This window comes from Streptomyces sp. NPDC048734 (genome assembly GCF_043198675.1).
Taxonomy (GTDB): Bacteria; Actinomycetota; Actinomycetes; order Streptomycetales; family Streptomycetaceae; genus Streptomyces.
The window spans coordinates 449,612-474,822 of the sequence record NZ_JBICUZ010000002.1; the positions used below are offsets into that span (position 1 = coordinate 449,612).

Annotated in this window: 21 protein-coding genes; 7 read left to right on the forward strand and 14 right to left on the reverse strand. The window is 72.1% G+C overall.

Features of this window, described 5'->3' with window-relative positions; genetic code table 11:
- On the reverse strand, nt 1-951 hold the full coding sequence (locus ACGFQC_RS07255) for a LysR substrate-binding domain-containing protein (RefSeq protein ID WP_363091304.1): 951 nt from the start codon (nt 949-951) through the stop codon (nt 1-3).
- A 63-nt stretch (nt 952-1,014) separates the two neighbouring features.
- On the opposite strand from ACGFQC_RS07255, the gene ACGFQC_RS07260 reads away from it, so the two are divergent.
- Together ACGFQC_RS07260 and ACGFQC_RS07265 are read left to right on the forward strand one after the other, a co-directional pair.
- On the forward strand, nt 1,015-2,325 hold the full coding sequence (locus ACGFQC_RS07260; RefSeq protein ID WP_363091303.1) for an MFS transporter: 1,311 nt from the start codon (nt 1,015-1,017) through the stop codon (nt 2,323-2,325).
- A 162-nt stretch (nt 2,326-2,487) separates the two neighbouring features.
- Nucleotides 2,488-3,504 (forward strand): sigma-70 family RNA polymerase sigma factor, encoded by a 1,017-nt coding sequence (locus tag ACGFQC_RS07265; RefSeq protein WP_363091302.1) that lies wholly within the window; start codon nt 2,488-2,490, stop codon nt 3,502-3,504.
- On the opposite strand, the gene ACGFQC_RS07270 is transcribed toward ACGFQC_RS07265, so the two are convergent.
- On the reverse strand, nt 3,388-3,774 hold the full coding sequence (locus ACGFQC_RS07270) for an STAS domain-containing protein (protein ID WP_363091301.1): 387 nt from the start codon (nt 3,772-3,774) through the stop codon (nt 3,388-3,390). The genes ACGFQC_RS07265 and ACGFQC_RS07270 overlap by 117 nt on opposite strands.
- Before the next feature lie 97 nt (nt 3,775-3,871).
- Here ACGFQC_RS07270 and ACGFQC_RS07275 point away from each other — a divergent pair, with 97 nt between their 5' ends.
- Together ACGFQC_RS07275 and ACGFQC_RS07280 are read left to right on the forward strand one after the other, a co-directional pair.
- Nucleotides 3,872-4,474 carry a WHG domain-containing protein gene (locus tag ACGFQC_RS07275; protein ID WP_363091300.1) on the forward strand — a complete coding sequence of 201 codons (603 nt, stop codon included), beginning with the start codon at nt 3,872-3,874 and terminating at the stop codon, nt 4,472-4,474.
- Between the two features lie 4 nt (nt 4,475-4,478).
- On the forward strand, nt 4,479-5,651 hold the full coding sequence (locus tag ACGFQC_RS07280; protein WP_363091299.1) for an SGNH/GDSL hydrolase family protein: 1,173 nt from the start codon (nt 4,479-4,481) through the stop codon (nt 5,649-5,651).
- A 172-nt stretch (nt 5,652-5,823) separates the two neighbouring features.
- Here ACGFQC_RS07280 and ACGFQC_RS07285 read toward each other — a convergent pair whose 3' ends face one another.
- From ACGFQC_RS07285 to ACGFQC_RS07340, 12 genes are all read right to left on the reverse strand, one after another.
- On the reverse strand, nt 5,824-7,101 hold the full coding sequence (locus ACGFQC_RS07285) for a thymidine phosphorylase (RefSeq protein ID WP_363091298.1): 1,278 nt from the start codon (nt 7,099-7,101) through the stop codon (nt 5,824-5,826).
- A gap of 97 nt (nt 7,102-7,198) precedes the next feature.
- Entirely contained in the window at nt 7,199-7,603 is a 405-nt protein-coding gene (locus tag ACGFQC_RS07290; RefSeq protein ID WP_363091297.1) for a cytidine deaminase, read from the reverse strand.
- Nucleotides 7,600-8,862 carry an ABC transporter permease gene (locus ACGFQC_RS07295; RefSeq protein ID WP_363091296.1) on the reverse strand — a complete coding sequence of 421 codons (1,263 nt, stop codon included), beginning with the start codon at nt 8,860-8,862 and terminating at the stop codon, nt 7,600-7,602. Before ACGFQC_RS07295 ends, ACGFQC_RS07290 begins: the two co-directional genes overlap by 4 nt.
- A complete protein-coding gene (locus ACGFQC_RS07300; protein ID WP_363091295.1) occupies nt 8,862-9,986 on the reverse strand; it encodes an ABC transporter permease in 1,125 nt (374 codons plus the stop codon). Before ACGFQC_RS07300 ends, ACGFQC_RS07295 begins: the two co-directional genes overlap by 1 nt.
- The gene (locus tag ACGFQC_RS07305; protein ID WP_363091336.1) at nt 9,983-11,635 is read right to left on the reverse strand and encodes an ABC transporter ATP-binding protein; all 1,653 of its coding nucleotides are present in this window, start codon (nt 11,633-11,635) and stop codon (nt 9,983-9,985) included. Before ACGFQC_RS07305 ends, ACGFQC_RS07300 begins: the two co-directional genes overlap by 4 nt.
- Before the next feature lie 257 nt (nt 11,636-11,892).
- On the reverse strand, nt 11,893-12,939 hold the full coding sequence (locus ACGFQC_RS07310) for a BMP family ABC transporter substrate-binding protein (RefSeq protein WP_363091294.1): 1,047 nt from the start codon (nt 12,937-12,939) through the stop codon (nt 11,893-11,895).
- Nucleotides 12,940-13,496: 557 nt separating this feature from the next.
- Nucleotides 13,497-14,567, reverse strand: coding sequence for a BMP family protein (locus tag ACGFQC_RS07315; protein WP_393287922.1), 1,071 nt, complete (start codon nt 14,565-14,567; stop codon nt 13,497-13,499).
- A gap of 275 nt (nt 14,568-14,842) precedes the next feature.
- Nucleotides 14,843-16,072 (reverse strand): amidohydrolase, encoded by a 1,230-nt coding sequence (locus ACGFQC_RS07320; protein WP_363091335.1) that lies wholly within the window; start codon nt 16,070-16,072, stop codon nt 14,843-14,845.
- 370 nt (nt 16,073-16,442) lie between these two features.
- A complete protein-coding gene (locus ACGFQC_RS07325) occupies nt 16,443-17,531 on the reverse strand; it encodes a hypothetical protein (RefSeq protein WP_363091292.1) in 1,089 nt (362 codons plus the stop codon).
- A 55-nt stretch (nt 17,532-17,586) separates the two neighbouring features.
- Complete coding sequence (locus ACGFQC_RS07330) at nt 17,587-18,525, reverse strand: N-acetylneuraminate synthase family protein (RefSeq protein ID WP_363091291.1); 939 nt, start codon at nt 18,523-18,525, stop codon at nt 17,587-17,589.
- Between the two features lie 12 nt (nt 18,526-18,537).
- Nucleotides 18,538-19,824 (reverse strand): N-acylneuraminate cytidylyltransferase, encoded by a 1,287-nt coding sequence (locus ACGFQC_RS07335; RefSeq protein WP_363091290.1) that lies wholly within the window; start codon nt 19,822-19,824, stop codon nt 18,538-18,540.
- A 208-nt stretch (nt 19,825-20,032) separates the two neighbouring features.
- Complete coding sequence (locus ACGFQC_RS07340; protein WP_363091289.1) at nt 20,033-21,394, reverse strand: DUF6716 putative glycosyltransferase; 1,362 nt, start codon at nt 21,392-21,394, stop codon at nt 20,033-20,035.
- Between the two features lie 197 nt (nt 21,395-21,591).
- Here ACGFQC_RS07340 and ACGFQC_RS07345 point away from each other — a divergent pair, with 197 nt between their 5' ends.
- The 3 genes from ACGFQC_RS07345 (at nt 21,592) to ACGFQC_RS07355 (ending at nt 25,211) form a co-directional block, all read left to right on the forward strand.
- Nucleotides 21,592-22,593, forward strand: a complete 1,002-nt coding sequence (locus tag ACGFQC_RS07345; RefSeq protein WP_363091288.1) for a glycosyltransferase family 2 protein — start codon at nt 21,592-21,594, stop codon at nt 22,591-22,593.
- Entirely contained in the window at nt 22,593-23,927 is a 1,335-nt protein-coding gene (locus tag ACGFQC_RS07350) for a polysialyltransferase family glycosyltransferase (protein ID WP_363091287.1), read from the forward strand. Before ACGFQC_RS07345 ends, ACGFQC_RS07350 begins: the two co-directional genes overlap by 1 nt.
- Before the next feature lie 123 nt (nt 23,928-24,050).
- Nucleotides 24,051-25,211, forward strand: a complete 1,161-nt coding sequence (locus ACGFQC_RS07355; RefSeq protein ID WP_363091286.1) for an acyltransferase — start codon at nt 24,051-24,053, stop codon at nt 25,209-25,211.

The following is a 25,211-nucleotide window of genomic DNA, read 5'->3' on the forward strand; positions in this document are numbered from 1 at the left end:
CTAAGGCAGCAGGTTGCCCCTCCTCGACAGCAGGAACTTCTTGAAGGCCGCCACCGGCGGGGTGTCGGGGTGGCCGTCCAGCCAGGCCACCCCGATCTCGCGGGCCGCCCTGGGGGCGGTGACCGTCAGTTCGACCACGCCGGGGCGGGGGACGGCGGGGGGCGGCAGCAGCGCCACGCCGAGGCCCGCGGCCACCAGGCCGCGCAGGGTCTCCGCCTCCTCGCCCTCGAAGGCGACCCGCGGGCGGAAGCCCGCCTCCTGGCAGAGGTCGTCGGTGATGCGGCGCAGGCCGTAGCCGGGTTCCAGGGTCACGAAGGTCTCGTCGGCGGCCTCGGCGAGACGGACGCGCCGGCGGGCGGCGAGGCGGTGGTCGGCGGGCACGACCAGGCGCAGCTTCTGTTCGTCGAGGCGGCGGGCGACGAGGTCGGGGGCGTCCGGCACCGGCGAGGTCAGGCACAGGTCCAGTTCGCCGGCGCGCAGCCGTTCCAGCATCGCCTCGCCGTAGTTCTGGACCAGGCTGAAGCGGACGCGGGGGTGGTCCGCGCGGAAGGCGTGGATCAGGCCGGGGACGGTCTCGGCGCCCATGGTGTGCAGGAAGCCGAAGGCGACCTTGCCGGTGGCCGCGTCGGCGTCGGCGCGCACCTCGTCGGCGGCGCGCTCGACCTCGGCGAGGGCGCGTTCGACGGAGGTGAGGAAGGTGCGGCCGGCGGGGGTGAGGGAGACGGTGCGGCCGCGGCGGGCGAAGAGGTCGACGCCGAGGTCCTGTTCGAGGCGGACCATGGCGCGCGACAGGGTCGACTGCGGGACCTGCATCTCCTGCGCGGCTCGCGTGACGTGCTCGGTGCGGGCGACGCCCGCGAAGTACGCGAGCCGCGGGGCGAGCAGTGTGACGATGTCTTCTGTGTCACCGGACGGTGACAGCTGACCCTGTGACCTCTGCTGATGCGCCATGGGAACGATTATGGGGTTTCCGTGCATTGGACGGATGAGCGGGGCGGTCCCTAGGTTCGAGGCATGTCTCCCGCCAGTACCGGGGCGTCCACCACCGTGGGCGCCGTCGCGACCGTTCCCGCCGTCTCCACCCCCTCCGCCGTCTCCGCCGGTTCCGCCCCCTCCGCCGACTCGCGGATGGCTCCGGGCGGTCCCGGCTACCGCCGGATGAGCTTCGCCCTGTTCCTGGCCGGGGTGGCGACCTTCGCCCTGCTGTACTCCACGCAGGCGCTGCTGCCGCTGATCTCCGGTGAGTTCGGGGTCGCGGCGAGCGACGCGAGCTGGACGGTGGCGGCGGCGACCGGCGGACTGGCCCTGTTCGTCCTGCCGATGAGCGCCCTGTCGGAGCGCTACGGCCGCCGTACGGTGATGACCGGCTCGCTGGCGGTCGCCGTCGGCCTGGGGCTGCTGGTCCCCTTCGCGCCGTCGCTGGACGCCCTGGTGGTGCTGCGCGGTCTGCAGGGGGCGGCGCTGGCCGGTCTGCCCGCGTCCGCCACCGCCTACCTCGCGGAGGAGGTCCGTCCGCGGGCCCTGGTCACGGCGATCGGCCTGTTCGTGGCGGGCAACAGCGTCGGCGGGATGAGCGGCCGGGTCATCACCGGCTGGGTCGCGCAGGAGTGGGGCTGGCGGGTCGCGGTCGCGGTGATCGGCGCGGTCGCGGTGGTCTGCGCGGTCGCTTTCCGCCTGCTGCTGCCGGCGCCGCGGCACTTCACGCCCGGTTCGCTGCGCCCGCGGGTGCTGGCCCGTACGGTCCGCGATCACCTGGCCGATCCGCTGCTGCGCCGCCTGTACGCGATCGGCGCGCTGTTCATGACCGTCTTCGGCGGCGTGTACACGGTCATCGGCTACCGGCTGACCGAGGGGCCGTTCTCGCTGCCGCAGGGCATCGTCGGCTCGATCTTCCTCGTCTACCTGGTGGGCACGGTGTCCGCGTCGACGGCGGGCCGGCTGGTCGGCCGCCTGGGCCGGCGCGGGGCCCTGTACCTGGCGGGCGGCACGACGGCCACCGGCCTGCTGGTCTCCCTCGCCGACTCGCTCCCGCTGGTCCTGCTGGGCCTGGTGCTGATCACGGCGGGCTTCTTCGCGGGGCACGCGGTGGCGTCCTCGGCGGTCGGCAGGACGGCGAAGACGGGCCGCGCGCAGGCCTCGGCGCTCTACCAGTCCGCGTACTACATCGGTTCCAGTGCGGGCAGCACGGTCGGCGCGGCGGCGTTCCACGCGGGCGGCTGGGGCGGCACGGTCGGCGTGGGCGTCCTGGCGGTGGCCGGCGTCGTGACGATCACGGTGTTCGGTTCGCGGGCGGCGCGTCGGCAGCCCCTGGCCGCCGCGCACTGAGGTCCGCGTGTCCGGGCGCTCTCCGGCATTCGCCTCGCCATCCCTCCTCCGAGCTGCGGTTTCGCCGGCTCGAGGGGCCGTTGTCAGTGGGCTGCGGTAGCTTCCGAAGTACTGGGGCGCACAGGCGCGTGACAGAACGGCCACAGGGGCGGGTGGACGACGATGAGCAACAGTACGGCGACGGTGGAGGACCTCGACGCCAGGCTGGAGAGACACCGGGTCGAGCTGACGGGGTACTGCTACCGCATGCTCGGTTCCTCCTTCGAGGCGGAGGACGCGGTGCAGGACACCCTGGTGCGCGCCTGGCGGAGTTACGACAGGTTCGAGGGCCGTTCCTCGCTGCGGTCCTGGCTGTACCGCATCGCGACCAACGTCTGCCTGGACATGCTGTCCGCGGGCAACAAGCGGGCCCGCCCCATGGACCTCTCCGAGTCCACGCCGCTCGCCAGGGCCGCGCTCTCCCCCCGTCCGGACCACACCTGGCTGGAGCCCGTGCCCGACGCGCGCGTGCTGCCCACGGTCGAGGATCCGGCGGAGGCGGCCGTCGCCAAGGAGTCGGTGCGGCTGGCGTTCATGGCCGCGCTCCAGCAACTGCCGCCCAAGCAGCGGGCCGTGCTGATCCTGCGCGAGGTGCTGGCGTGGCGGGCGAGCGAGGTCGCCGAACTGCTGGAGACCTCGGTCGCCTCGGTGAACAGCGCGCTCCAGCGGGCCCGTGCGACCCTCGCCGAGCGCGCCGACTCCGCCGCCGACGCGGCGGTCTCCGACCCGTTGGACGAGGAGCAGCGAAAACTCCTGGAGCGCTATGTGGCGGCCTTCGAGGGGTACGACATGCCGGCGCTGACGGCCCTCCTCCACGAGGACGCCGTCATGACGATGCCGCCGTTCGACCTCTGGCTGACCGGCCACGACGACATCGCGGGCTTCATGACCACGATCGGCTCGGCCTGCGAGGGTTCGCGCCTGCTGCCGGTCCAGGTCAACGGCCTGCCGGGGTTCGCGCAGTACAAGCCGGACCCGGAGAAGGGCGGGTACACGCCCTGGGCGGTGCAGGTGCTGGAGATCTCAGACGGCCGCCTCACCGGATTCCACTTCTTCCTCGACACCCGGCGGTGGTTCCCGCTGTTCGGGGTCCCCCTCCACCTCGAAGCGGAGCCCGACCAGGTCGAGCAGGGCGAGTAGCGCCGGGTCGGGAGCGCGCAGGCGTATGCGCCCCCCGCCCCGGCCGGCCGTCAGCCGGAGCCGCGCCAGCAGGTCGACGGCCATGAGCCCCGGCGTCCCGAGCCCCGCGGCGTCGCAGACGACCACGGTGCCCGCGGCGTCCTCCAGCAGAACCCGCAGGTCGTCGCAGAGCCCTGCCACCCGGCTCCGGGTGACGGGGCCGGTCAGGGTGAGTACGGGGGGTGTCGTCGCGTCCACGGGGGGTAGACCGGACGGGCGTGCACAACTCATCGCACCGTCGGGCTACGCCATGCACCTGTTTGCCTAAAACCTTTAGCCAGATGCAGACTTACCTCAGGTATCTGGCGAGAAGGCATGGAGAACTGTCATGGTGCGCGCAGGCCTGACCCCGGAGCGGCTGACCCGGGCGGGCGCGGAGATGGCCGACGAGGTCGGCTTCGACCAGGTGACCGTCTCGGCGCTGGCCCGCCGGTTCGACGTCAAGGTCGCGAGCCTGTACTCGCACGTGCGGAACTCGCACGACCTGAAGACGCGGATCGCGCTGCTGGCCCTGGAGGAACTGGCCGACCGGGGCTCCGCCGCGCTGGCCGGCCGCTCCGGCAAGGACGCCCTCACCGCCCTGGCCGACGTCTACCGCGACTACGCCCACGAACACCCCGGCCGCTGTGAAGCCACCCGGTTCCGGCTCACCCCGGAGGCCGCCGCGGCGAGCGCCGGGGCACGGCACTCCCAGATGACCCGGGCCATCCTGCGCGGCTACGACCTCACCGAACCCGACCAGACGCACGCCGTGCGGCTGCTCGGCAGCGTCTTCCACGGCTACGTCAGCCTCGAACAGGCCGGCGGCTTCAGCCACAGCGCGCCCGACTCCCAGGAGTCCTGGTCCCGCGTCCTCGACGCCCTCGACGCGCTGCTGCGCAACTGGCCCGGTCCGGACCTCTCCCCCACGCCCCGTCGAAACGCAGGATGAAGCGATGTCCTCCGAGATCCACTGGATCACCACCCCCCTCACCGACGACCTCCTGCGCGGGGCCCTGGAGACCGAGCGCACCGAGCACGGTCTGCTGCCGCACCGGCTGCCCGCCCGGGCCCGCGCCCAGTGCGCCGACGGGCAGCTGGCCATGGCCGAGTCCCAGCCGTCCGGCGTCCGGCTGGTCTTCCGCACCCGGGCCACCGCCGTCGAGCTGGACACGCTGCCCACCAAGCGGGACTACGTGGGCGCGCCGCCCCGGCCGGACGGCCTGTACGACCTGGTCGTCGACGGACGCCTGGTGGGCCAGGGCACCGTGACGGCCGGTCACGTCCTGACCGTCGACATGGCGGCGGGGACCTTCGAACGCCACCCCGGCCGCCCCGGCACGCTCCGCTTCACGGACCTGCCCGAGGGCGTCAAGAAGGTCGAGATCTGGCTGCCGCACAACGAGACCACCGAACTCGTCGCCCTGCGCACCGACGCCCCCGTGGAGCCGGTGGGCGCTCCGGACCGCCGGGTCTGGCTGCACCACGGCAGTTCGATCAGCCACGGCTCGGACGGCGCGAGCCCCACCCGCATCTGGCCCGCGCACGCCGCCGGGCTCGGCGGAGTGGAGCTGATCAACCTCGGGCTGGGCGGGAGCGCCCTGCTCGACCCGTTCGTCGCGCGGGTGCTGCGGGACACTCCGGCCGACTTGATCAGCATCAAGATCGGCATCAACCTCGTCAACACGGACCTGATGCGGCTGCGGGCCTTCGGGCCGGCCGTGCACGGCTTCCTCGACACCGTGCGGGAGGGGCATCCCGACACGCCACTGCTGGTCGTGTCGCCCATCCTGTGCCCCATGCACGAGGACACGCCCGGTCCCACCGCGCCGGACACGCGGGGGCTGGAGAAGGGGGTGCTGCGGTTCGTTCCCCTGGGGGACGCGGCGGAGGTGCCCGGCGGGAAGCTGACCCTGCGGGTCGTCCGGGAGGAGCTGGCGCGGATCGTCGGGGAGCGGGCCGTCGACGATCCGGAGCTGCACCACCTCGACGGGCGGGAGCTGTACGGGGAGCGGGACGTCGAGGAGCTCCCGCTCCCCGACCAGCTGCACCCGGACGCGGCGACGCACCTGCGGATGGGTGAGCGGTTCGCCGCGGCCGCCTTCGGCGAAGGGGGAGCGTTCGGGTGAGGGCGGCCGGGGCCCCCGCCGCCCCTTTCCGAGGGCTGCCGCCCCCGGACCCCCGCTTTCGGCCTGGACGGCCTCGTCCTCAAGCGCCGGACGGGCTGGTGGGACCGGCCCTCGCCCGCAGAGCACCGCGGGCCCGGCCCACCCGCCCGTACCGGCTCCCGGATGCCGGCTCTCAGGCGATGCGCTCCAGCACCACCGGCGACGCCGTGTACGGCGTTCCCGGCGCGGCGATGTCGTAGGAGCCCGCCACCGACTCCAGGGCGTAGGCGAACCGCTCGGGGGTGTCGGTGTGGAGGGTCAGCAGGGGCTGGCCCTCGGTGACGGTGTCGCCGGGCTTGGCGTGGAGTTCGATGCCGGCGCCCGCCTGCACCGGGTCCTCCTTGCGGGCGCGGCCCGCGCCCAGGCGCCAGGCGGCGACTCCGACGCCGTAGGCGTCCAGGCGGGTGAGGACACCGGTGGCCGGGGCCTTGACGACGTGCTGTTCCCGGGCGGTGGGCAGGGGGGCGTCGGGGTCGCCGCCCTGGGCGGTGATCATGCGGCGCCAGGCGTCCATCGCGGAGCCGTCGGCCAGGGCCTTCGCCGGGTCGGCGTCCCTGAGGCCGGCCGCGTCCAGCATCTCGCGGGCCAGCGCCAGGGTGAGTTCGACGACGTCGGCCGGGCCGCCGCCCGCCAGGACCTCGACCGACTCACGGACCTCCAGGGCGTTGCCCGCGGTCAGGCCGAGGGGGGTGGACATGTCGGTGAGGAGGGCGACCGTGCGGACGCCGTGGTCGGTGCCGAGGCCCACCATCGTGGAGGCCAGCTCGCGCGCGTCCTCGACGGTCTTCATGAAGGCGCCGGTGCCGACCTTCACGTCCAGGACGAGGGAGCCCGTGCCCTCGGCGATCTTCTTCGACATGATCGAGGAGGCGATCAGGGGGATCGCCTCGACCGTGCCGGTGACGTCGCGCAGGGCGTACAGCTTCTTGTCGGCGGGGGCCAGGCCGTCGCCCGCCGCGCAGATCACGGCGCCGGTGGTGTCGAGGACGTGCAGCATCTCCTCGTTGGAGAGGAGGGCGCGCCAGCCGGGGACGGACTCCAGCTTGTCGAGGGTGCCGCCGGTGTGGCCCAGGCCGCGGCCCGAGAGCTGCGGGACCGCCGCGCCGCAGGCGGCCACCAGGGGGGCCAGCGGGAGGGTGATCTTGTCGCCGACGCCGCCCGTGGAGTGTTTGTCGGCGGTCGGACGGGACAGGGACGAGAAGTCCATGCGCTCGCCGGAGGCGATCATCGCGGCCGTCCAGCGGGCGATCTCGCGGCGGTTCATGCCGTTGAGCAGGATCGCCATGGCGAGCGCGGACATCTGCTCGTCGGCGACCTCGCCACGGGTGTACGCGTCGATGACCCAGTCGATCTGTGCGTCGCTGAGTTCGCCGCGGTCCCGCTTGGTGCGGATGACGGAGATGGCGTCCATGGCCATGGGTTTCCTTCCGAGGTGCAGAAGACGGTGCGTGGAAAAAGTGTGCGGCCCCTCCGCCCGGTTCACGCGGGTCGGAGGGGCCGCACGGGAGTCACTTGGCGAGGTGGTCCGGGCCGAAGGCCTGCGGGAGCATCTCGGCCAGCGGCAGGATCCCGGCCGGGGTCTCCAGCAGCAGTTCCGGTCCGCCGAACTCGTGGAGCAACTGGCGGCAGCGGCCGCACGGGACGAGGATCTCGCCCCGGCCGTCCACGCAGGTGAAGTGCGTGAGCCGGCCGCCGCCGGTGCGCTGCAGCTCCGAGACCAGCCCGCACTCGGCACACAGGCCGATGCCGTAGGAGGCGTTCTCGACGTTGCAGCCGGAGACGGTACGGCCGTCGTCGACCAGGGCCGCCACGCCGACCGGGTACCCCGAGTAGGGGGCGTACGCGTGGCTCATGGCCTCGCGGGCCAGTTCGCGCAGGGCGTCCCAGTCGACGCCGGCGGCGGCCGGGGTCACTTGCCCTGGCCCTTGCGGTAGGGCAGACCGTCGGCCTTGGGCATGCGCAGGCGTTGCGCGGAGAGCGACAGCACCAGCAGCGTCACGACGTACGGGGCCGCCGAGACGACCTGGCGCGGCACCTCGTCCACGCTGGTGTACCAGAAGAACATCACGGCCGAGATCACCGCGGTGACGACGGCGGGGACGTACTTCTTCTGCCAGGCCAGGTAGGCCGCGCCGACCACCAGCAGGATCGCGAGGAGCAGGATCAGGGCGTGCACGTTGGTGGTGCCGCCGCGCAGGTTGAGGCTGTCGGTGTAGCCGAACAGGCCGGCGCCGAGGGCGAGGCCGCCCGGCATCCAGTTGCCGAAGATCATCGCGGCGAGGCCGATGTAGCCGCGGCCCGCGGTCTGGCCGTCGAGGTACACGTTCGAGGCGACGATCGACAGGAAGGCACCGCCGAGGCCGGCGAAACCGCCCGAGACGATCACGGCGATGTACTTGTACTTGTAGACGTTGACGCCGAGGGACTCGGCGGCCACCGGGTTCTCGCCGCAGGAGCGCAGGCGCAGGCCGAAGGCGGTCCGCCACAGCACCCACCAGGTGGCGGGGACGAGCGCCACCGCGACGACGGTCAGCGGGGAGAGGTTGGTGACCACGCCGCCGACCAGGCCGGCGATGTCGGAGACCAGGAACCAGTGCTTGCCGTTGAGGGTCTCCAGCCAGCCGGACAGGCCGGGGACGTCGAAGGTGCCCAGCGACTCGATCGGCGGGGACTGCTTGGAGGAGCCCTGCGGGGCCTCCTCGAAGGTGAACTTCGACAGGTACCGGGTGGTGCCCAGGGCCAGGATGTTCAGCGCCACACCGGAGACGATGTGGTTGACGTTGAAGGTGACGGTGGCGACGGCGTGCAGGACGGCGCCGAGCGCGCCGCCGATGATGCCGAAGGCGACACCGGTCCAGGGCCCCCACTGGTAGCCGGCCCAGGCGCCGAACCAGGTGCCGAGGATCATCATGCCCTCGAGGCCGATGTTGACGACGCCCGCCCGCTCGGCCCACAGACCGCCGAGGCCGGCGAGACCGATCGGCACGGCCAGGCGCAGCGCGGTGGACGTCTGGCCGGTCGAGGTGATGCCGTCCGCACCGCTGATCAGGCGGACGATCGAGACGAGGACCAGCACGCCCGCGATGACCAGCAGGAGTACGGGGAGAGACATGCGGCGGCCGCCCTTGCCGGGCTGCTTCGCCTGCGGCTTGGCGATGGTCACGGTGGACATCAGGCCGCCACCTCCTTCTTCGGGTTGTTGTCGGCGGCCGCGGCGGCGAGCTCCGCGCCGACCCGGTGCTGCTGGCGGCGCAGGCCCCACTGGCGTACGGCCTCGTAGGAGATGACGACCGCGAACACGATCAGGCCCTGCATGATGGTGGCGATCTCCTTCTCGTACGCGACCGGGGTGGCGTAGTCGAGGGCGGGGGACGCCTTGTCGAGGAAGGCCCACAGCAGGGCCGCGAGCGCGATGCCGCCCGGGTTGTTGCGGCCGAGCAGGGCGATGCCGATGGCGGTGAAGCCGAGACCGGCCGGGAAGCTGAGGCTGTAGGTGTGGGCGGAGCCGAGCAGCAGCGGCAGGCCGGAGATGCCGGCGACCGCGCCGGAGATCAGCATCGCGGTGAGCACCATGCGCTTGGCGTCGACGCCGGAGGCCGCGGCTGCCGTCTCCGACTCGCCGGAGGCGCGCAGGTCGAAGCCGAAGCGGGTGCGGTTGAGGACGACCCAGTAGCCGACGCCGAGGGCGACGGCGAGGAAGACCAGGCCGTAGATCTCGCCGACGTCCGGGCCCAGGTCGAGGCCGGGCACCCAGCCGGATTCCTTCATCACGCCGGTGGTGACGTTGTCGCCGAGCGCGACTCCGAAGTTGTCGCGGAGGGTGAGGTAACCGATGAGGCTGGTGGCGATCGCGTTGAGCATGATCGTCGCGACGACCTCGCTGACGCCCCGGGTGACCTTGAGGACACCCGCGATGCCGGCCCACATGGCGCCGGTGAGCGCGCCGACCAGCAGCAGCAGCGGGATCTGCAGGAAGGAGGGCAGCGCCACGTGCGCGCCGACCACCGCGGTCATGAAGGCACCCAGCCGGTACTGGCCGTCCACGCCGATGTTGAACAGGTTCATGCGGAAGCCGAGGGCGACCGCGAGGGCGGCGATGTAGTACAGCGACGCCTGGTTGACGATCAGGACCTGCACGTCGGAGTAGCCGAGCTGCTCCAGCATCAGGCTGTAGGGCTCGATCGGGTTCTTGCCGGAGGCGATCAGCACGACCGAGGTCAGCAGGATCGCCGCGACGAGCGCCAGGACCGGGCCGGCCACGGCGAGGAGCAGGCGCTCCTTGTCGAACTTCTTCATCGGGCCTCGTCCTCCGGGGCGGCTTCTTCTTCGACGTGCTCGAGGTGCCCGGACGCGGCACCGGTCATGGCCGAGCCGAGTTCCTCGGGGGTGACGGTCGCCGGGTCGGCGTCGGCGACCAGCCTGCCGTCGTAGATCACCCGGAGGGTGTCCGACAGGCCGATCAGCTCGTCCAGGTCGGCGGAGATCAGCAGCACGGCCAGGCCCTCGCGGCGGGCCTCGCGGATGCGGTCCCAGATCTGCGCCTGCGCGCCGACGTCCACACCGCGGGTGGGGTGGGCGGCGATCAGGAACTTGGGGTTGTGGCTCATCTCGCGGCCGACGATCAGCTTCTGCTGGTTGCCGCCGGAGAGGGAGGCGGCGGTGACGTCGATGCCGGGGGTGCGGACGTCGTACTCCTCGACGATCCGGCGGGTGTCGGCCTGCGCGCCCTTGGGGTCGAGCCAGAAACCCTTGGCGTTGGGGGCCTCGGTGACGTGGCCGAGGATGCGGTTCTCCCAGAGGGGGGCCTCCAGGAGCAGACCCTGGCGGTGGCGGTCCTCGGGGATGTAGCCGATGCCGGACTCACGGCGCCTGCGGGTCGACCAGGGGGTGATGTCCTCGCCGAGGAAGGCGATGGTGCCGGAGTCGGCGTTCTTGGTGCCGATCAGGGCGTCGATCAGCTCCGTCTGGCCGTTGCCCTCGACGCCGGCGATGCCCATGATCTCGCCGGCGTGGATGGTGAAGCTGACGTCGTCGAGGGCCTTCTTGACCACGCCGGGCGCCTCGACGAGGGAGCCGGGGCCCACGGGCTCGGCCTCCACGCCCAGGGAGGCGCCGCCACCGGCGTAGACGGTGAGGTTCTCGACCGTGATGACGGGCTGGTCGGTGACCGTCGACTCGGCGGTCTCCGGGGTGGGGAGTTCGCTGCCGACCATCATCTCGGCGAGCTGGCGGGGGGTCGTCTCGGCGGGTACGGCCGTGCCCACGGTCGTCCCGCGCCGGATGACCGTGATGTCGTCGGCCACCGACAGGACCTCGCCCAGCTTGTGGGAGATGAAGATGACGGAGATGCCCTCGGACTTCAGTTCGCGCAGGTTGGCGAAGAGCGCGTCGACCTCCTGCGGGACCAGGACGGCGGTCGGCTCGTCGAGGATGAGGTGGCGGGCGCCGCGGTAGAGGACCTTGAGGATCTCCACGCGCTGGCGGTCGGCGACACCGAGGTCCTCGACCAGGGCGTCGGGGTGCACGCCGAGGCCGTAGCGGTCGGAGATCTCCTTGATCTTCTTGCGGGCGCCGCCGCCGATGCCGTACAGCTTCTCGCTGCCGAGCACCACGTTCTCCAGGACGGTCAGGTTGTCCGCGAGCATGAAGTGCTGGTGGACCATGCCGATACCGAGCGCGATGGCGTCGGCGGGGCTGGAGAAGCTCACCTGCTCGCCGTCGACCGCGATGGTGCCCTCGTCCGGCTTCTGCATGCCGTAGAGGATCTTCATCAGGGTCGACTTGCCGGCGCCGTTCTCGCCGACGAGGGCGTGCACGGTGCCCTCACGGACGGTCAGGTGGATGTCGTGGTTGGCGACGACACCGGGGAATCGCTTGGTGATGCCCGTCAGCTCCACCGCGACGGTCGACGGGGCGGTGAGCGGAGGGCTGCTGGACGCGTCGATGGCGCACTCTCCTCGGGAAAGGGGTCGCTCTACGCGCGTAGCGCCCCTGCTTTAAATAGTGCCCGGACCTGATCGATCTTGATGACCGGCCTTTCGGTCGGTCCTGATCCGTTCCGAGCATTCTGCCGCGCGAACGGGGCGCGGGGAGTCATCGTCTCCGCACCCCGTTCCGAGGTCGTAACGCTGCCATTACAGCGCTTCTTCGGCCATGCCTTCGACAGTTCTCGAGGGGTCTCGACAGGCCGACGACACGGTCGTCAGGAGGTCTTCACCTTGATGGTGCCGTTCTTGATGCCTTCCTCGGCCTTCTTGACGGCGTCCTGGATCTCCTTGTTGCCCGCGAAGGTCGGGTTGGAGTTCGCCAGGCTCACGCCGCCGTTGGCGAGGTCGCCGCGGACCACACCGGTGGCGGGCTTGCCGTCCTCGACCGACTTGGCGAGCGTGAAGACCGCGCCCTCGACGTTCTTCATGGCGGAGGTGAGGATCGAGTCCTTGTACGCCTTGAGCGCGTCCTGCTTGTACTGGTCCGAGTCGACGCCGATGGCCCAGATCTTGTTGGCGCTGGCGGCCTTGATGACGCCCTGGCCGGAGAGGCCGGCGGCGGCGTAGACGACGTCCGCGCCGGCGTCGATCTGACCGTCGGCGGCGCTCTCGCCCTTGTCCGGGCTGGAGAAGCCGCCCTCGGCCGCGGTCTCGGTCAGGTACTGCGACTTGACCGTGACGCCCTTCTTGGTGTCCGCGACGCCCTGCTTGTAGCCGGCCTCGAACTTGTGGATCAGGGGGACGTCCACACCGCCGATGAAGCCGACCACGTTGGACTTGGTCGCCTTGGCGGCGGCGACGCCCGCCAGGTAGGAGGCCTGCTCCTCGGAGAAGACGAGGTCGGCCACGTTGTCGGCCTTGGTCTGCTCGTCGTCCACGATGCCGAAGGTGGTCTTCGGGTACTTGGCCGCGGCCTCCTTGACGGCCGGCGCGTAGGCGAAGCCGACGCCGATCACCGGGTTGTAGCCCTGCTTGGCGAGGCTCTCCAGGCGCTGCACCTTGTCGGCGTCGGACTCGCCGTCCTGCGGTTCCACGGCGGTCGACTTGTAGCCGAACTCCTTGTCGGCCTTCTCCATGCCCGCGGTGGCGGCGTCGTTGAAGGACTGGTCGCCCTTGCCGCCGATGTCGTACGCGAGGGCGAGGCCCAGGTTCTTGTCGTCACCGGAGGAGGACGACGTGGACGAGCTTCCGCAAGCGGAAGCGGTGACAGCGAAGGCTGCGGTAGCAACACCAGCAACCGCGATACGGGACACCCGGCGCATGGAACGTGACTCCTTTGTGCAAGCGCCCATACCAGGCGCTGGTTCCGCCGCAGCGTAACGCGCGTAGACCAGACGGAAAAACCCTTCTGTCCGGTCCGTTACCGAGCTGTGGCCACAGTTCGTACTCCAGAGTACGGACCCTGGAGCGCCATGTACGGGAGGGCAGGGCCGCTGGTCTGCGAGGACGCCCTCGATGGACGTGGGCGGGGGGCTCCGCGGGCGGCTCCGCCGGTGACGGGGGCTCCGGGCCGGGGTGTGCCCCGTGTGGCGGACGGGCGCCCTCGGGCGGGTCGGGGGCGGGGTTCTCGCCCCCGACCCGCCCCGACCCTGGGGCCGCCGTCCCGGGCCCCCGCTCCCGGCCTGAACGGCCTCCTCCTCGAGCGCGGGACGGACTGGGAGCCGGGCCTCTCCGTCGTTCGGGGAGCGAGGCCGGAGAACGCGGGACGGGCTGGAAGCCGGCCTCTCCGGCGTTCGGGGAGCGAGGCCGGAGAACGCGGGACGGCCCCGCTCGCGCGCCCCCGGGTGAGGGCGGGCGGGCAGGGCCGGGGCGAGGCGGGTCACTTCGTGTCGACGGTGACCTTGCCGTCGATGATGTCCTGCCTGGCCTTGTTCACGGCGTCGACGACGTCCGTCATGGCCTTGTACTTCGGGTTGGTGTCGGCGAAGCCGACGCCGTCGTTGGAGAGGCTGCCGCGGACCACGCCGGCCAGGGGCTTGCCCTCGTGGACGGACTTGGCGAGGTCGTAGACCGCGCCGCCGACGTTCTTCAGCGCCGAGCCGAGGATGTAGTCCTTGTACGCGGCCAGCGAGGTCTGGGAGTACTGGTCGGAGTCGACGCCGATGGCCCACACCTTCTTGCCGGCGGCCTCGGAGATCACGCCCTGCCCGGACAGGCCGGCCGCGTGGTAGATGACGTCCGCGCCGGCCTCGATCTGGCCGCTCGCCCCCGCCTTGCCCTTGTCGGGGCTGGAGAAGCCGCCCTCCTGGGGCGTCTCGGTCAGGTACTGCGACTCGATCTTGATGGCCGGGTTGACCGACTTGGCGCCCTGGATGTAGCCGGCCTCGAACTTGTGGATGAGCGGGATGTCCACGCCGCCGATGAAGCCGATGTGCGCCTTCTTGGAGGCCTTCGCGGCGGCGACGCCGGCCAGGTAGGAGGCCTGCTCCTCGTGGAAGACGAGGTCGGCGACGTTCTTCGCCGTCACGGTCTCGTCGTCGATGATGCCGAAGGTGGTGTCCGGGAACTTCGCGGCGACCTCCTTGACGGCCGGCGCGTAGATGTAGCCGACGCCGATCACCGGGTTGTAGCCCGACTGGGCGAGCTGGGTCAGCCGCTGGACCTTGTCCGCGTCCGACTCGCCGTCCTGGGGCTCGACGTCCCGGCCGCCGATGCCGAACTCCTTGTCGGCCTTCTGGAAGCCGGCGTACGCGGCGTCGTTGAAGGACTGGTCGCCCTTGCCGCCGATGTCGTACGCCAGACCGATGCCCTTGCCGGAGTACTTGCCGGACTCCTTGTCGTCGGCCTTGGAGCCGGTGCTCGACTCGCCGCAGCCGGTGGCCACCAGGGCCACGACCGCGACGGCCGCCGCCGCCCGGACGGACCCGGTCCTTCGAGATATGAGACGCACAGCAGCACCCTTCATCCCCACGGCGCCGTCACCGGCCCGCATTCCCCAATGTGGCGCCTCCGGCACGGCTCCCCAACAGGCCGTCCCGAGGGGCGATTTCGGCGCACAGTAACGCGCGTAGAAGGGGAGGGGAACGGGGTTCCCGGTGGCCGTTATCGATTCGTGCCGCCCCCGGGTCACCACCGGGTCGGGCGGGTTACGCCCCGGTGGCACAGGCGGACGAAGGGGCGCCTTTCGGGCGCCCCTTCGTCCGGGCCGTCACCGGCGTCCCGTGCTCACTCCGTCCGGGTCGCCGCGTCCAGCAGGGCCGCCGCGGTGAACAGCTCCACCCCCACGGTGATGGCGTGCTCGTCGGCGTCGAAGTCGCCCTGGTGCAGGTCGCGGACGGTGCGCTCGCCCGGCGTACGGACGCCGAGGCGGGCCATGGCGCCGGGGACGCGCTCCAGGTACCAGGAGAAGTCCTCGCCGCCCAGGCTCTGCTCGGTGCCCGCCACCGCCTCCTCGCCCCGCCGGGCGACCATGGCGTCCCGGAGCAGGGCGGTGACGTCGGCGTCGTTGACGACCGGGGGGACGCCGCGGACGTAGTTGATCTCCGACTTGGCGCGGTGCAGGTTGGCGACCTCGTCGATCGCGGCGACGACGAGGTCCGCCGCCTGCCGCCAGGCCTCGATGTCCAGGCAGCGCACGGTGCCGGACAGCTCGGCGTGCTGGGGGATGACGTTCGGGGCGTGACCGCAGTCGATCCGGCCCCAGGTCACCGCGAGGCCGGCCCGGGTGTCGACGCGGCGGCCGACCAGCGCGGGCACGTCGGTGACGACGCGGGCGGCGGCGGTGACGAGGTCGGTGGTCAGGTGCGGGCGGGCGGTGTGGCCGCCGGGCCCCTCCAGGGAGATCTCCAGGCGGTCGCAGGCGGAGGTGATGGCACCGTTGCGCAGACCGATCAGACCGGCGTCCACGCGCGGGTCGCAGTGGACGGCGATGATCCGGCCGACGCCGTCCAGGGCGCCGTCCGCGATGGCGTCGGCGGCACCGCCGGGCAGCACTTCCTCGGCGGGCTGGAAGATCAGCCGCACCGGGCGCGGGAGCCGGCCCTCGCGGTGCAGGCCGGCGAGGACGAGGCCGGCACCGAGGACGACCGTGGTGTGCACGTCGTGACCGCAGGCGTGGGCGCGGTCGGGGACGGTGGAGCGGTAGGCGCAGTCGGTCTTGGTGTCGGGGATGGGCAGCGCGTCGATGTCGGCGCGCATCGCCAGGACGGGGGTGCCGTCGGTCCAGTCGCCGATGTCGCAGATGAGCCCGGTGCCGCCGGTGAGGACGCGGGGCTTGAGGCCCGCCCTCTCCAGGCGCTCCTTGATCGCCGCCGTCGTACGGAACTCCTGGTTGCCCAGCTCGGGGTGCATGTGCATGTCGCGGCGGAAGGCGACGAGCTCGGCGCGCAGGGCCTCCGGCAAGCTGCCGGGGAGCACGGCTTCGCCGGAAGGATCGGCCTCGGACTCTCGGGACATCAGTTGCTTCACCCTCTGAAGGGTAGGACGCCGGGGCGGTCGGCTGACCCTCGATCAACAAAATTTCAACCCGTTAGGGGAAGAAAAGTTGGCCGCTCGGCGCATGGCTGGCATTCGTGCTGGGTAAACTCCGCCGGTTTCCACCGAGTGGATCATGGTTTACCGGCCCGTTCCTCCATCTTCCTCCTCCACGGTTACCACGGCTCACTCGAAGCACGCCCGACTGTCCACGGAGCGGACCACCGGTTGACAGGTGCCGGTGCGTGGAGGGGGTGCGGTGCCGGTGCGTGGAGGAGGTGCGGGGCCTGCCATTCCGCTGGGATCGGGCCCGGGATCAGGTCCGAAATCAGGCCCGGGATCAGGTCCGGGATCAGGCGGTGGCGACCCGGGTCAGGCGGTCCACTCCGCGGGCCGTCCCCGTGACGCCGGAGAGGAAGCTCTGGGCCCGGGGCGACGCGTTCCGGGTCAGCCAGGCGGGGTCGATGTCGCAGACCGCGACGCGGACGTCCGTACCGGCGAGGGCCAGCGGGAGGGTGTGCACGACCGTGGAGGGGAAGCTGAGGACGGTCCTGCCGACGGGACCGCGGCGGGCGATGAGTTCGAGGGGGAGGTCGGGGCGGACGATCTCCAGGCCCGTCTCCACGGCGAGGCGGTGGAGTTTCTCGGCGCTCTCGCGGCGGTGGGCGAAGTAGCGGGCGGCGCCGTGGGCCCTGGCGAGGACGCCGACGGCGTGCAGATAGCGGTCGCCGTCGACGACGCCGGTCTCGACGAGGGACGTACCGACCATGTCGGCGCCGTTCGTCACCCGGGGCGGGCCGAAGCGCTCGCGGGTCCAGGCGAAGGTGTGGGGGGTGACGGACACCCCGTCCGGGGCGTCCGCTATCGGCATGGAGGAGAAGACCTCCACGCGGCGGGCCGGGCCGGGGGTGAGGCGGCGGCGGGCCGAGGAGGACACCGGCGCGAACAGCAGGTCGCGGGGGCCGGGACGGCCGCCCTTGCGGTGCCAGCGCACCAGGCGTTCGCCGCGGGCGAGCTGGCCGACGAACTCCATGGTGGCGGTGCCGTCGTCGACGACGACGAGGTCGTGGGCGCGGGTGATGGTCAGCAGGAGCTGGACGTACCGGGAGAACGGGTCCCCCATGACGATCCGGTCGGCCCGGCGCAGCTCGCGGGCCAGGCCGCCGACGGTCTGGAAGGGGGCCGCGGGGCCGCCGCGGGCCTCCTCCCAGCGGACCTCGTGACCTTCCCGGCGGGCCAGTTCGGCCATGCGGCGCAGCTGGCCGCGGGTCATGGGGTCGGTCGGGGACAGGACGACGAGGGTGAACCCCGCGCCGGGCTCCTCCTGGGGACGCGGTCCCTGGGAGTGCGCCCACTCCAGGACGTTCAGGAGCTGCACCGGACTCTCGACGAACGCGAGGGTGTGGGGGGTGGTGCCGGGGTTCCCGGCGCGAGGGCTCATCGTCGTACGACCGTCCCGTGAGGCACTGGTAGCGGTGACCGGAGGGGGTCCGGGGTCAGACGCCGACGGGTTCGCCGGCCGCCGCGGCGATCTCCGCCTCGGCGACGACGCCCGGGACGCGGCGCAGCTTCTTCATCGGGCCCAGCTCGGACTCGTAGACCTTCTTGACGCCGTCGCCGAGGGAGGACTCGATGGTGCGGATGTCGCGGACGAGGCGGGTGAGGCCCTGCGGCTCCACGGAGGCGGCCTGGTCGGAGCCCCACATGGCGCGGTCGAGGGTGATGTGGCGCTCGACGAAGGTGGCGCCGAGGGCGACCGCGGCGAGGGTGGTCTGCAGGCCCGTCTCGTGACCGGAGTAGCCGATCGGGACGTTGGGGTACTCGGCCTGGAGGGTGTTGATGACGCGGAGGTTCAGCTCCTCGGCCTTCGCCGGGTACGTCGACGTGGCGTGGCAGAGCAGGATGTTGTCGCTGCCCAGGACCTCGACGGCGTGGCGGATCTGCTTCGGGGTGGACATGCCGGTGGAGAGGATGACGGTGCGGCCCGTCGCGCGCAGGGAGCGCAGCAGCTCGTCGTCGGTGAGGGACGCGGAGGCCACCTTGTGGGCGGGGACGTCGAACTTCTCCAGGAAGGCGACGGCCTCGGTGTCCCACGGGGAGGCGAACCAGGCGATGCCCTTCTCCTTGCAGTGCGCGTCGATCTGGCGGTACTCGTCCTCGCCGAACTCCACGCGGTGGCGGTAGTCGATGTACGTCATCCGGCCCCAGGGGGTGTCGCGCTCGATGTCCCACTGGTCGCGCGGGGTGCAGATCTCGGGCGTGCGCTTCTGGAACTTGACGGCGTCGCAGCCGGCCTCGGCGGCCACGTCGATGAGCTTGAAGGCGTTGTCGAGGTCGCCGTTGTGGTTGATGCCGATCTCGCCGCAGATGTAGACGGGGTGACCGGGACCGGCCGTGCGCGAACCGAACTGGCGGAGGCGGGAGTTGGTGCTCATGGGAGGGGTTCCTTACTTGGTGAGGGGGGCGGGGGAGTCGAGAGAGGGGCCGAGGATCCAGCCGGCGATCTCCCGGATCGCGCCGTCGCCGCCGGGGAGGGTGGTGACCGCGCGTGCGGCGCCGCGTACGACGTCGTGGGCGCTCGCGACCGCCACGGGCCAGCCCACGAGGGCGAAGCACGGGAGGTCGTTGACGTCGTTGCCGACGTAGAGCACGCGCTCCGGCGCGATGCCCTGCTCCTCGCACCAGTGCTTGAGTGCGAGGTCCTTGTGGTCGATGCCGTGCAGGACCGGGAGCCTGAGCTTCCGGGCGCGGGCGGCGACCACGGGGTTCTGTTCCGTGGACAGGATCAGCAGCTTCAGTCCGCTCCTGCGCAGGGCGGCGATGCCGAGGCCGTCGCCGCGGTGCACGGAGACGAACTCCCGTCCGTCGGAGTCGATCAGCACCCGGTCGTCGGTCTGGGTGCCGTCGAAGTCGAGGACGACCGCGTCGATGTCGGCGGCGGTCGGGAGCGGACCGGTGGGGGTCCCGCCGCTCGGGCGGAGCCGCGACTCGGGGAGGTCCGCGTCGAAGAGGGGGGCGAGGGCGCGGGCGCGGGCCAGGTCGTGCGGGTCGTCGATCTCCAGCACGCGGGCCGGGTCGGTGCGCACGAGGTCGGTGCGGCCGAAGAAGCGGTGGCCGTGCTCGCGGAAGCCGGCCGCGTCCATGGCGTAGGCGGCGCCGGTCTCCAGGAGGTCCTGGGGGCGGTCCTGGCGGCGCGGGCGGTAGGACTTGTCGTGGTTGACGCCGAAGCCACCGTCCGAGTCGGTGCCGTCCGAGCCGCCGCCGTCGCCGTCGCCGTCGCGCCAGACGAAGCCGTGGAAGGGCGCGACGGTGACGGCGGTGTCGGCACCGTTCTCGACGACCGCGGCGGCCACGCCGTCGATGTCCTCGCGGACGAGGAACGGGCTGGTGCACTGCACCAGGAGCACCGCGTCGACGGCCGCGCCGTGCCGGGCCTCGTGGGCGTCCATGGCGTGCAGGACGGCGGCCTCGGAGGTGGCGGTGTCACCGGCGATGGCGGCCGGGCGCAGCACGACCTCGGCGCCGGCCTCGCGGGCGGCCGCGGCGATGGCCTGGTCGTCGGTGGACACCACGACGTCGGTGACGAGCCGGCCGGCCAGGCACTCCCGCACGGCCCGCGCCACCAGGGGCACGCCGCCGACGGGCGCGAGGTTCTTCGCGGGAACGCCCTTGGACCCGCCGCGCGCGGGGATCACGGCGAGGACGCGGCGCACGCCCGCCTGGGAGGGGGACATGGGCGGGACTCCTTGACGGGAAGGACGGGAAGGACGGGGCGGACGGGCGTCGTTCACGGCGCCCCCCGCACGACACGCCGACGGCGGGCGACGCCACCGCCCCGGCCCGGCCTCGGCGACCGCCGGACGACCGCGCCGCGCACGGGACCCGGGCGTCGGACGGCCGGGCGCCGGAAGGCCGTGTGGCGGACGGCCGTGTGGCCGGCGTTCACAGGTCGCCCATCCGGCGGATGACCGGGGCGACGCGCTGGACGCCGTGGCGGTAGGCGCCGCGGGCGGCGCGGCGGACGATCTGGCGGACCGGTCCGGGTTCCCGGTCCGCCGCCGGGGCTCCGGGCAGCGGGCTGCCGTCGGGGCCGAGGTGGTGGCGGGCCAGGATGGCGGGGAGGTAGCCGGGGGCGGTGGCGGGTGTGTAGTAGGGGGTGAGCGGCGGCAGGCCGCCGGGGCGGTCGAGCAGCTCGGTGATGCGTGCGCGGGCCGTGTCGAAGGCGCGCTCGTACGAGCCGCCCTCGGCGGCGACGCCCTGCCGGGCCACCCATTCCTCGTCGGGGACGGGCAGGTGCCCGGCGTCGAGCTGGTCCCAGGAGGCGAGGCAGCCGGAGCCGACGAAGTGGTGGTTGCCGAGCGCCTCGCGCACCCCGAGGTCGGTGAGGACCACGGTGGGGATGCGGCGGTGCAGGGATTCCAGGGCGGCGGTGGAACTGACCGTGACCATGAGGTCGGTGCGGTCGAGGACCTCGCCCATGTTGCCGTACACGAGGCGGAAGTTGGCGGGCGGGTCGAGCCGCTGTGCCAGCTTCTGGTACGGCAACTCCTCGATGTGGGTGGTGTGTTCGCCGGGCCGGGAGCGCAGCTTGAGCAGCACCTCGCGCTCGGGGTGCAACCGGGCGTGCCGGACCAGCCGTTCGAGGAGGTAGGTGCGGTCCCTGCGGTTGTCGGGCACGGAGGGCTGCGCGGCGAAGACCACGGTGTGGGGGTCGTGCCCGCCGGTGTAGGGGGCGCCGCCGAGGAACGGCAGGGCGACCTCGGTGACCGAGGAGGCGTCGGCGCCGACCCCCTCGTACACGGCGCGGAAACGTTCCGCGTCCTGGCGGGAGTTGGCGAGGACGAGGTCGGCGCCGTGCCGCAGCAGCAGACCGTCGGCGAGCTTCTCGTAGACGACGCCCACGTAGCCGGTGACGACGACGGGCCGCTCGGTGCCGTCCTCCCAGATCCGCTTGAGGCCGTGCAGGACCGCCTGGACACCGCCGCCGACCAGCGCGAGGACGAGGACGTCGTACTTCTCGGTCGCCATGGTGCGCAGGAACTCGACGGCCGTCACCTCGCGCAGGGAGTCGGCGCGCACGCCGACCTCGGCGAGCTGACGGGGCGTGGGGGTCGCCCGGCCGCGCAGGAGGTAGCCGTCGAGGACGGGGGCGACCTGCGCGCCGTCCTGTGGTCCGCCTTCCGTGGACGGGCCCGGCTGTCCGCCCGGAGCGATCCGGCCCGCGGTCGCCGCACCCCATTTCCAGCGGGTGTCGGAGTCCGCGAGCACGGCGATCCGTGGGGGCTTCGAAGTACGTGGTGGCACGCCGAAGACGCTAGGAAGCAAAACCCGGGATTTGTCCAACCGCGACGCAACGGAAAGTTAACAGCACGCCACCGGTTCCCGAACCGGCTCGTCAACTCCGGGGAAATACACGCGATGCACTGATCCGACACATCGCGTTCATCGTCCGTACCCTTACCGGAAATTTCCACCGCCGGGCGCGCTCCTAGGATTTCGGCGTGCCCAAGCTTTCCGTGATCGTGCCGTTCTACAACGTCCAGCAATACGCGCCGGACACCCTCAGAAGCCTTCTCCTGAACGCCCGCCCGGACTTCGAGTTCGTGCTGGTCGACGACCGTTCGAAGGACGGGACGCCGGCCATTCTCGAGCGGGCCGCCGAAGAGCTGTCGAAGGTCGCCGAGGTGCGTCTGATCCGTCACGAGGAGAACGGGGGGCTCGCCACCGCACGCAACACCGGACTGGATGCCGCGCGGGGCGAGTACCTGACGTTCCTGGACGGCGACGACTGGCTCGCGCGCGGCTATCTGACCGATCTCGTCACCGCGATCGAGGAACTGGGCTGCGACTTCGTGCGCGTCGACCACGTGCAGGCCACCGCGCGCGCCCGCACCCTGGTACGGCATCCGCACGGGCTGCGGGGGGAGGTGCTGAACCCGCGCGAGGCGATCCTGCCCGCGGACCGCTCGACGTCGGTGGACTACCCCTACGCCTGGGCCGGCGCCTACCACCGCCGCCTCGTCGACCGCGGGCTGCTGCACTTCACCCACGGGCTGCGGACCGCCGAGGACCGGCCGTGGATCTGGAAGCTGCACCGGGAGGCGGAGTCGTTCGCCGTGCTGAGTCTGCTCGGCGTGTTCTACCGGCGCGGGGTCGCCTCCTCCCTCACCCAGATCGGCGACGCCCGCCAGCTGGACTTCATCCGGGCGTTCGACCAGGTCGTCGAGGAGACCGCGCGGGACCCCGAGGCCGACCGGCTGCTGCCCAAGGCGGTGCGCACCTACTGCGCGATCATCGCCCACCACCTCGGCGAGATCGAGAAGTTCGAACCGCCGGTGGCCAGGCAGCTGCGCACGATGAGCGCGGCCGCCGTCAGGCGCCTGCCGCAGGACCTGTTCGCCGAGGTCCTGGACACGATGGACCTGGAACGATCGTCGACCCTGCGCCGGCTGCGCCGCAGGATCGCCTCCTCACAGACCGGCACCCCGAAGGCGGCCGCCTGATGCCTCGTACGACCCAGATCTTCTGCGCCTCCACGCTGTACGGGGTCGCCACGCTGGCCGCCGCGCTGGATTCCGGCGGTTTCCCCGCCGCGGACCGCCGGGTGCTGCTGGTGTGCAACAACACGACGACCCCGGAGACCACCCCGTCGCTCGACGAGATGCCGGGCTTCGCGCCGCTGCGGAACCGTTTCGACGCGGTGCTGTCCTGGAACGAGGCGATCAGCCCCTTCCACCCGGGCGCCTGGGCGCCGCGCCCGGACGACGCGCCGCTCCTGGAGCGCCATCTGCGGCTGCTGTGGGGTCTCGGCGGGGACCGGGTGGAGCTCGTCCTGGAGTCGATCCAGGTCAACCCCGCGCAGGCCGTCGCGCAGGTGTTCCCCGGAGCGCCCGTCGACGTGTACGCCGACGGGCTGATGAGCTACGGGCCGACCCGCAACAAGCTCGACCCGCTGATCGGCACGCGCGTGCGCCGGCTGCTCCACCTCGACCTGGTGCCGGGGCTGGTGCCGCTGCTGCTCACCGAGTTCGGGGTGCCCGCGCAGACCGTGCCGACCAGCGGCTTCCTGAAGGTCCTCGGCGAGATCGGTGAGGCCGTGGCGGACCTGCCCGCGCTGCCCGACGACGCCGCGCTGCTGCTGGGCCAGTACCTGTCCGCGCTCGACATCCTCACCGTGGAGGAGGAGGAGGACCTGCACGTACGGATGATGCGGGGGGCGGTCGCCCGCGGGCACCGCGCGGTGGTGTTCAAGCCGCACCCCACCGCACCGGCCCGCTACAGCCGGGTCCTGGAGGCGGAGGCCGGGAAGCTCGGCGTCGACCTCACGGTGCTGGACACGCCGGTCCTCGCCGAGGTCCTGTTCGCCAGGGCCCGGCCGGCGCTGGTGGTGGGCTGCTTCTCCACCGCCCTGTTCACCGCGTCGACGTTCTACGAGCTGCCGGTCGCCCGGATCGGCACCGAGCGGCTGATGGACCGGCTGGCCCCCTACCAGAACAGCAACCGGGTGCCGGCCGTGCTGGCGGACGCGCTGCTGCCGGACCTGGAGGACGGCGAGGGCGAGACGCGCATCCCCGAGGAGTCGCTGACCGATCTGGTCAGGACGGTGGGCTATGTGATGCAGGCCCAGATCCATCCGGGCCTGCGCCCGGAGGCAGAGCGGTATCTGCGCACCCGTCTCGGGCCGCGCACCAAGCGGTACTTCAAGCGCCGGCGGCTCACCGCGCTGGGCCTGCCCGGCGGCATCCCGGAACGGCTGTCGTTCCTCCCGAGGAATTCCACCGCGCGCCGGGTGGTGCGCCGGGCCCGGGCACTGCGGAAGGCGGCGCGACGGGTTTAGACGGTATTCACCGGGAGTTTGCTCTGCGTTGCCCGTCGCGGAGAGGCCACTCGCTCTTTCTCCACGTCGGGCGTATTCCAGCGTTCGGAAAAAGAACCCACGGGCTCTGCGAGGGACATCAACGTGACCGAGACGGTCGTGAGCACATCGAAACCGGAGGCCGGCGCGGCCGCGCCCGTCCGGGAGCCGGGCGTTCCGCTCCCGCCCGCGCCGGCACCGGCCCGCCGGGAGGGCGGCAGGCTCCGCGCGCTGGACGGACTGCGGCTGGTCGCCGCGCTGATGGTGGCGGTGTACCACTACGCCGGCCGCGGCGGCCACGTCACCGAGGCCTGGGGCACGTCGCCCGAGCACCAGTTCCCCACCCTGCACGAGTTCGCCGCCTACGGGTGCCTGGGCGTCCAGGTGTTCTTCGTGATCAGCGGGTTCGTGATCTGCATGAGCGGCTGGGGCAGGTCCCTCACGTCGTTCTTCGCCTCCCGCGCGTCCCGGCTGATGCCGGCCTACTGGGTGGCCGTCCTGCTCGTGACGGCGGTGTTCGCGCTGCCGCCGGTCGTCTACGAGGCCGTGTCGCCGAGCGACGCCCTGGTGAACCTGACGCTCCTTCAGCAACCGCTGGGCACGGACCGGGTGCTCGGCGTGTGCTGGACGCTGTGGGTGGAGATCCGCTTCTACGCCCTGTTCGCGCTGTGCGTCGTCCTGCCGGGGGCGAACCGCCGCCGGGTCGTCATGTTCTGCGCGGGCTGGACGCTGGCCGCCGCCGTCGCACAGGCCGCGCACCAGCCGCTGCTCGACCTCGTCCTGATGCCGCAGTACGCGCCGTTCTTCATCGGCGGCATCGGCCTCTACCTGGTCCACCGCGACCGCCGGGACGCCTACGCCTGGGGCATCGTGGCCGTCAGCTTCCTGATCGGCCAGCACTACGCGGTGGGCGAGCTGTGGAACGCCTCGGACCCGGACGCCTTCGCCCACCGCACCACCACCGGCATCGTCGGCGTGGTCGCGTTCGGGTTCGTCGCCGTGACGGCGATCGCGCTCGGCCACCTGAGCTGGGCGAACTGGCGCTGGCTGACGGTGGCGGGGGCGCTGACGTACCCCTTCTACCTGGTGCACGAGCACCTCGGCTGGGTGGTCATCCACGCCCTGCACCGCACCCTGGGCCTGCCGGCCGGGGTGACCTTCTCGCTGACCGTGACCGCGATGCTGGCCCTGGCCTGGCTGATGAACCGCTTCGTCGAGAAGCCGCTGACCCCGCGACTGCGCGGGGTGCTCTCCCGGCCGCTGTGA